Source organism: Dermacoccus sp. CCH2-D9, assembly GCF_001556795.1.
GTDB classification, from domain to species: domain Bacteria; phylum Actinomycetota; class Actinomycetes; order Actinomycetales; family Dermatophilaceae; genus Dermacoccus; species Dermacoccus nishinomiyaensis.
The window spans coordinates 1-7,162 of sequence record NZ_LSJT01000077.1; the positions used below are offsets into that span (position 1 = coordinate 1).

Below are 7,162 nucleotides of genomic sequence, written 5' to 3' on the forward strand. Positions count from 1 at the left end.
TCGTCGGCCACTGCGCGAACAGCGCCTCCAGACGTGCGCGACGTTTCTCGAACGGCTCGCCCATGACGTCGTCGTCGCCCTCGGCGAGCAGATCGAACGCGACGAACTGCGCCGGCGTCTCTGCGGCCAACTTCTCGATGCGCGACGCGGCGGGGTGGATGCGTGCGCTGAGCGCGTCCCAACTGAGCCGCTCATGCCCGGGCGAGCCCTGACGCAGCACGATCTCACCGTCGAGGACGACACGCTCGGGCAGCGCCAACTTCAGCGCCTCGACGAGTTCCGGGAAGTAGCGCGTCAGCAACTTCGAGCCGCGCGAGTGCAACTCGACGTCGTCGCCGTCCCGCGCGACGATGCAGCGGAAACCGTCCCACTTCGGTTCGTAGGTGAACTCGTCACCCTCCGGCACGCTCGTGACGGCCTTCGCGAGCATCGGTTGGACGGGCAGTGTGATGGGCAAGCTCATGCCACCCATTGTCGCCCCATCCGTGTCGCCGCGGCCCGTGCTTCGGCGCTGCTCCGATCCGAGATGAGGCGTCACTCATGACCATCACGACCGGAACGCGCGCAGCGGCACACCCCGGCCACGAGTGAACGAACGAGCGGTCGCCGAAACCAGAAGCGTCCCGACAGCGGGGAGGTCGGCGCGACGAACACCCTCGATCACCGATGAACGAACGGGGCGCTCGAGGCAGCTGAAGGCGCCCGACGGCGTGAGGCCGCCGCGATGAAACAATTGAAGAGTGAAGCGTCTCAGTAGCCGCCAGTCCGTCGTGCTCGGTCTCGGAACGGGCGCGGCGCTCGCCGCGACGACGAGCGCGGCGTCCGTCACCATCGCGGCGGTCTTCGCGCGCAAGCTCGTCACACCTGAGAAGGAAAAACCGAACGACGCGGACGTCCTGACCGTCCGTCACGGCCTCGACGGGGTGGCCACGAGCGCAGTCTTCGCGTCGAGCGTCGAATCCCTCGCGCCCGGCCGCTACGGGCTGTACTGGGACGACGAACGCGGCCACGCTCGCATCGGCGAGATCCTCGGTCACACCGACGCGGGCGGCGTCATCCGGGCCGTCGACGCCGTCACGCGCGGCGAGCTCCTCCCGGGCCCCGCCCGCTGGAGCGGCTGGTACGTCGACGGTTCGCCCCAGGACGCGTACGGCATCCGAACCGAAGAACTCGCGCTTCCCACCGTCAACGGCCGCGCGCCGGCATGGGTGACGCGCGCCGGCGACGGCACCCGCTGGGCGGTTCTCGTCCACGGCCGCGGCGCCCGTCGCGGGGAGACGTTGCGCGCCGTCCCGGTGCTCACCGACCTCGGCATCTCGTGCATCATCCCGAGCTACCGCAACGACTCCGACGGGCCCGCCAGCAGCGACGGCAAGTACGCCCTCGGACTCACCGAGTGGGAAGACGTCGATCTCGCCCTCGAGTTCGCGCTGCGGGAGGGCGCGCGCAGCATCGACCTGCTCGGCTGGTCGATGGGCGGCGCGATCGTCATGCAGGTACTCGCGCGCAGCGGCCACGCGGGGGCGGTGCGTCGCGTCGTCCTCGACGGGCCGGTGCTCGACTGGGCCGACGTCATGGCTCACCATGCGCGCGCCAATCGGCTGCATCCGCGCCTCGCCGACCTCGCGGCACGTCTGTTGGGCGGCAGCCGATCGAGCCGGCGGATGACGGGGCTCGCGCAGGCGATCGACGTCACGCTGACGAACTGGGTCGCGCGCGCCGACGAGCTGACGAAGCCGATGCTCGTCATCCACTCCGTCGACGACGAGTTCGTGCCCTACGGACCGAGCGCGCAGCTCGCACGGCTGCGCCCTGACATCGTCACCTGGCAGCGCTGGGAGCAGGCCCGACATGTGCGCGAGTGGAACACCGACCCGGCCCGTTGGGAGCGATACGTCCGCGAGTTCCTCGCTCGCTGAGGGCCGTTCGCACGCCTGATCGCTGCGGAACGAGCGGGTGGTGGTCGCTCTGTCGCCGACGAGCGTTGAATTGGCGTCCTTCGAAAGCGTTGCGCCCCAACGGATCACCGTGATCTCACCGAATCGTTTGTCCGTGCGGAAGCGAAGTGCATGACAACGCCGGTCGGGTCTGCCACGATGACTGGTATGTCCAAGAAGGCCAAGAGCGAGTCGCCCGAGGCGCCCGAGAAGGCAGCGAAGAGCGCCTCCTCGTCGTCGAAGGCCGCCACCAAGAGCGACACGACCAAGTCGGCGAAGGAGGCGGGTACGTCGTCGAAGACGTCCGCCAAGACCACGGCCGCCGGGGGAGCGTCCACGAAGACCACGACGTCTGACGCGCAGCCGAAGAAGAAGTCGGCTGGCAAGGCGTCGAAGAAGTCGTCCTCGAGCAAGAAGTCGGCTGACACGACGGCGAAGTCCGACGCGAAGAAGAAGTCCGAGGCGACGAAGAAGTCCGAGGCGAGCGCGGCCAAGACGGCGGCCACGTCGAAGACCGCCGAGGCGGAGGCACCGACGGCGAAGGGCGAGAAGAAGGCGGAGAAGTCGGCGTCCGACGCCACGTCCGAGGCGAAGAACGTCGACACGTCGACGAGCACGGCTCGCCTTGCGCCCGCCAAGGTGGCTCGTCTCAAGCAGGCCGAGGAGGTCATCGCGAACGTCGGCCGTGACAAGGCGACGCGCAAGGAGACGAAGAAGTTCAAGGCCGTCAAGAGCGACTTCGCCTCGGCGCTGCGCGTCGGTGAGGGGTTCGTCCTCGCCGACCTGGACGCGTCGTCCACGCCCGCGTTCGACGGCGGGCCCAAGAAGGCCGAGAAGGTCATGCGCAAGACGGGCGACGAGCTCGCTGACCTGCAGGAGCGGCTCTACGCGAGCGAGCGTCACCCCGGCGGGCGCAGCGTCCTGCTGCTCGTGCAGGGCATGGACACCTCCGGCAAGGGCGGCATCATGCGTCACGTCGTCGGCACGATGGACCCACAGGGCGTCGAGCTGACGGCCTTCAAGACGCCGACGAAGGAAGAGCAAGCGCATCCGTTCCTGTGGCGCATCCGCAATGCGCTGCCCAAGCCCGGTTATGTCGGGGTGTTCGACCGGAGCCAGTACGAGGACGTCCTCGTCGTGCGTGTCCACGACCTCGTCTCGCGACCGGTGTGGATGCGTCGCTACGGCCAGATCAACGCGTTCGAGGAGTCGGTCGTCGCGAATGGCACGACGATCATCAAGGTGATGCTCCACATCTCCGCCGACGAGCAGAAGGCGCGCCTTGCCGAGCGTCTCGAGGACCCGGAGAAGTTCTACAAGTTCAACCCGGGCGACCTCGTCGAACGCTCCTACTGGAGTGAGTACCAGGAGGCCTACCAGGCGCTGCTGGAGAAGACGTCGACGGACGTCGCGCCGTGGTTCGTCGTCCCGGCCGACAACAAGTGGTATGCGCGTCTTGCTGTGCAGCAGCTCGTCCTCGAGCACCTGCGCGCCCTCGCCCTCGAGTGGCCGGAGGCGACGTTCGACGTCCCCGAGCAGCGCGCTCGCCTCGAGAAGCTCTGACGTACACGCCGCGGGCCGGGTCCGTACGAGCACGGCCGGCGGCGCGCCAGGCACGAGAAGACGAACATGACGAGGGGCTGACCGGTTCGATCGAACCGGTCAGCCCCTCGTCATGCGTTCGTCAGCTCTCTGTGCGTGGCGCCTGCAGCACCGCGAGGGTGCGCGGGGGCAGCTTGACGGTGTCGCCGCCGCTCAGTTCGACGCCTGCTTCGGCGTCCTCGGGCAGGCTGGAGATGGCGAAACTCCACTCCGAACCCTTCTTGACGACCTCGGGGATGACGAAGTGCGTCTCGTCGTGGCCGGGGTTGAACAGCAGCAGGAAGTGGTCGTCGACGACCGACTGGCCCTTCGCATCCTGCGCGTGGATCGCGTCACCGTTGAGGTAGACCATGATCGTGCCGGCTCCGGAGGCCCAGTCGCCGTCCTGCATCTCCTCACCGTTCGCGCCGAACCAGACGATGTCGCCCCAGTCGCTGCGCCCACCGTGCTCGGCGTCGCCGGCGAAGAAGCGTCGACGCTGGAACGCCGGGTGCGTACGACGCAACGCGATGAGCTGCTGCGTGAACTCCAGCAACGAACGGCGACGGTCGTCGAGATCCCAGTCGATCCAGGAGATCTCGTTGTCCTGGCAGTACGTGTTGTTGTTGCCGCCCTGCGTGCGTCCCAGCTCGTCACCGTGCAGCAGCATCGGCACGCCCTGGCTCAGCATGAGCGTCGCGAGGTGGTTGCGAATCTGACGATCCCGCAGCGCGAGCACGCTCGCGTCATCGGTCTCGCCCTCGACGCCGCAGTTCCAGCTGCGGTTGTGCGATTCGCCGTCGTTGTTGCCCTCGCCGTTGGCGTCGTTGTGCTTCTCGTTGTAGCTGACGAGGTCGCGCATCGTGAAGCCGTCGTGCGCGGTGACGAAGTTGATCGACGCGATCGGTCGACGCCCCGAGTGCGCGTACAGGTCGCTCGAACCAGTGAGACGGGAGGCGAACTCGCCGAGCGAACCCGGCTCACCACGCCAGTAGTCGCGCACGGTGTCGCGGTACTTGCCGTTCCACTCCGTCCACAGCGGCGGGAAGTTGCCGACCTGGTAGCCGCCGTCACCGACGTCCCAGGGCTCGGCAATGAGCTTGACCTGGCTGATCACCGGATCCTGCTGGATGATGTCGAAGAAGGCGCTCAACCGGTCGACCTCGTGGAACTGACGCGCGAGCGTCGCAGCGAGGTCGAAGCGGAAACCGTCGACGTGCATCTCGTTGACCCAGTACCGCAGCGAATCCATGATGAGCTGCAGCACGTGCGGGCTGCGCATGAGCAACGAGTTGCCCGTGCCCGTCGTGTCGAAGTAGTGCGCCTTGTTGTCGTCGACGAGGCGGTAGTAGTTCTCGTTGTCGAGGCCGCGGAAGCTCAGCGTCGGGCCGTTCTCGTTGCCCTCGGCGGTGTGGTTGTAGACGACGTCGAGGATGACCTCGATGCCCGCCTCATGCAGCGCCTTGACCATCGCCTTGAACTCGGTGACCTGCTGACCGCGTTCACCACTCGCCGAGTACGCGTTGTGCGGCGCGAGGAAGCCGATCGTGTTGTAACCCCAGTAGTTCGTCAGGCCCTTCTCGACGAGCGTCGTGTCCTGAACGAACTGGTGCACCGGCATGAGCTCGATCGCCGTCACGCCGAGGTCGACGAGGTGCTGCACGATCGCGGGGTGACCGATCGCGGCGTACGTGCCACGGATCTCCTCCGGCACGTCCGGGTGCGTCATCGTCAGACCCTTGACGTGCGCCTCGTAGATGACGCTCTGGTGGTACTCGTGCTGCGGCGGGTGGTCGTGACCCCAGTCGAAGTAGGGGTTGATGACGACGCTCAGCATCGTGTGAGCGAGCGAGTCGTCGTCGTTGCGCTTGTCCTGCTCGAGGAAGTAGTAGCTGAACAAAGACTCGTCGCCGTCGATCTGACCCTCGATCGCCTTCGCGTACGGGTCGAGCAACAGCTTGTTGACGTTGCAACGCTGCCCGTTCTCGGGGTCGTACGGGCCCTCGACGCGGTAGCCGTACCGCTGACCGGGCTGCACGCTCGGCACGTAACCATGCCAGACGTGGCCGTCGACCTCCGTCAGCTCGATGCGCGTCTCGACCATGTCGTCGTCGACCAAGCAGAGGAAGACCTTCTCGGCCGCTTCCGAGAAGATTGCGAAGTTGACGCCGGTGCCGTCGAACGTGGCACCGAGGGGGTAGGGCTTGCCCGGCCAGATATCCATGGCGTCTACCTAACCATGAAGTAGGACGCGCTCGTCGCACGCCGGTTCGGGCGTGGACACGGCTGCGGCGAGCCTCCCCGCCTTCCGCGACGAACGCCGCTAACGTGCTCGGGTGAGCGAGCAGGCGGAGCAGGATCAACCGTCGATGCTGCGTACCCGCGCCCGCCGCGTGGCGCGCCGCGTGCCCGGCCTCTACGCCGTGTGCCGCCTCGTGCTCGAGACGCTGCGTCAGTGCATGCGCTACCGCGTCACCGGCCTCGCCTCCGAGGCGGGTTTCTTCGCGTTGCTGTCCTTCCCGCCGCTCGTCTACGGCCTGCTCGGCGTCATGGGCTACGTCGGCGGCGCCCTCGGCGGACGTACCGTGGACGACATCGTCCGCTCGATCGAGCGCTACCTCGAGGGGATCCTGTCGGGGGAGGCGCTGCAGAACGTCGTCATGCCGACGCTGCACGACGCGCTCGAGGGCGGACGCCCCGACGTCGTCTCCATCGGCTTCCTGCTGTCGCTGTGGTCCGGTTCGCGGATGATCAACGTCATCGTCGACACCATCTCGATCATGTACGGCCAGGGCGGCGTGCGCGGCATCGTGCGCGCCCGTGCGCTGTCGGTGACGTTGTACTTCGTCTCGCTGCTGTTCATCGGCGCCGTGCTGCCACTCATCGTCATCGGCCCGGATCTGCTCGGACGCATGCTGCCGCCCGGTCTGCTGTTCCTGCTGACGCTGTACTGGCCCGTCGTCGGCGCCATCACGATCGTCGGGTTCGCGACGCTCTACTACATCGCGACACCTGTGCGCACGCCATGGGTGCGCGACCTGCCCGGCGCCGGATTCACCCTCATCGCCTGGGTCATCATCTCGCTGTTCCTGCGCAGTTGGTTGTCGGCGTCCGTCGGCGGCATCTCGATCTACGGCCCGCTCGCGGCAGCGATCATCGCGCTGATCTGGCTGTACTCGTTGTCGATCGCCGTGCTCATCGGTGCCGCGCTCAACAGTGCCGTCGCGCGGCTGTGGCCGGTCGCCGCCGCGCCCGTCGGAGTGCGTGCGCGGACGCGTGGGCTCATCGAGGAACAGGTGGCCAAGGTGCGTTCACGAGCGGGCGACGACGCCCCGTACGACCAGGAGAACGAGACGTCGGCCGGCGCCAGGCATGGGCGCCCGTACGGCGAGCGAGCTGCCGTGGTGGATCGTGGGGCGCGGCCCGACGGTGGCGTGGTGACGCAGGGCGAAGCCGCCGCCGAGTCTGCTCGCCCCGACGACATGGCGCAGCGTCGCAGCGCGTGACGCGGCATCCGCGCCGCCCACGTTGCGCGTGAACGTGAGCATCGGTTAGTGTTTCCTCTCGTTGCAGCGCGACAGCGCAGTAGCAGGCGGACATAGCTCAGTTGGTAGAGCGCAACCTTGCCAAGGTTGAGGTCGCCG

General features: G+C 67.5%; 4 protein-coding genes and 1 pseudogene. 3 read left to right on the forward strand and 2 right to left on the reverse strand.

What is annotated here, in order from left to right; all coding sequences use genetic code 11:
• Window positions 1–463: pseudogene (locus AX669_RS06805) on the reverse strand (ATP-dependent DNA ligase); the annotation flags it as partial.
• 277 nt (window positions 464–740) lie between these two features.
• Between AX669_RS06805 and AX669_RS06810 the strand changes: the two are divergent.
• Together AX669_RS06810 and AX669_RS14210 are read left to right on the forward strand one after the other, a co-directional pair.
• Window positions 741–1,919: an alpha/beta hydrolase gene (locus AX669_RS06810; protein ID WP_062257430.1), complete on the forward strand. Its 1,179-nt coding sequence runs from the start codon at window positions 741–743 to the stop codon at window positions 1,917–1,919.
• A gap of 186 nt (window positions 1,920–2,105) precedes the next feature.
• On the forward strand, window positions 2,106–3,500 hold the full coding sequence (locus AX669_RS14210; RefSeq protein WP_156444950.1) for a PPK2 family polyphosphate kinase: 1,395 nt from the start codon (window positions 2,106–2,108) through the stop codon (window positions 3,498–3,500).
• Window positions 3,501–3,621: 121 nt separating this feature from the next.
• On the opposite strand, the gene glgX is transcribed toward AX669_RS14210, so the two are convergent.
• Window positions 3,622–5,742, reverse strand: a complete 2,121-nt coding sequence (gene glgX, locus AX669_RS06820; RefSeq protein ID WP_062257431.1) for a glycogen debranching protein GlgX — start codon at window positions 5,740–5,742, stop codon at window positions 3,622–3,624.
• 112 nt (window positions 5,743–5,854) lie between these two features.
• Between glgX and AX669_RS06825 the strand changes: the two genes are divergently transcribed.
• Complete coding sequence (locus AX669_RS06825) at window positions 5,855–7,024, forward strand: YihY/virulence factor BrkB family protein (protein WP_006944521.1); 1,170 nt, start codon at window positions 5,855–5,857, stop codon at window positions 7,022–7,024.
• Window positions 7,025–7,162 lie beyond the last annotated feature (138 nt).

What these genes read in the sequence shown, in the direction of transcription:
- glgX (WP_062257431.1), bottom strand. Translation starts at nt 5,742, where the DNA reads ATGGATATCTGGCCGGGCAAGCCCTACCCCCTCGGTGCCACGTTCGAC.
- AX669_RS14210 (WP_156444950.1), top strand. Translation starts at nt 2,106, where the DNA reads ATGTCCAAGAAGGCCAAGAGCGAGTCGCCCGAGGCGCCCGAGAAGGCA.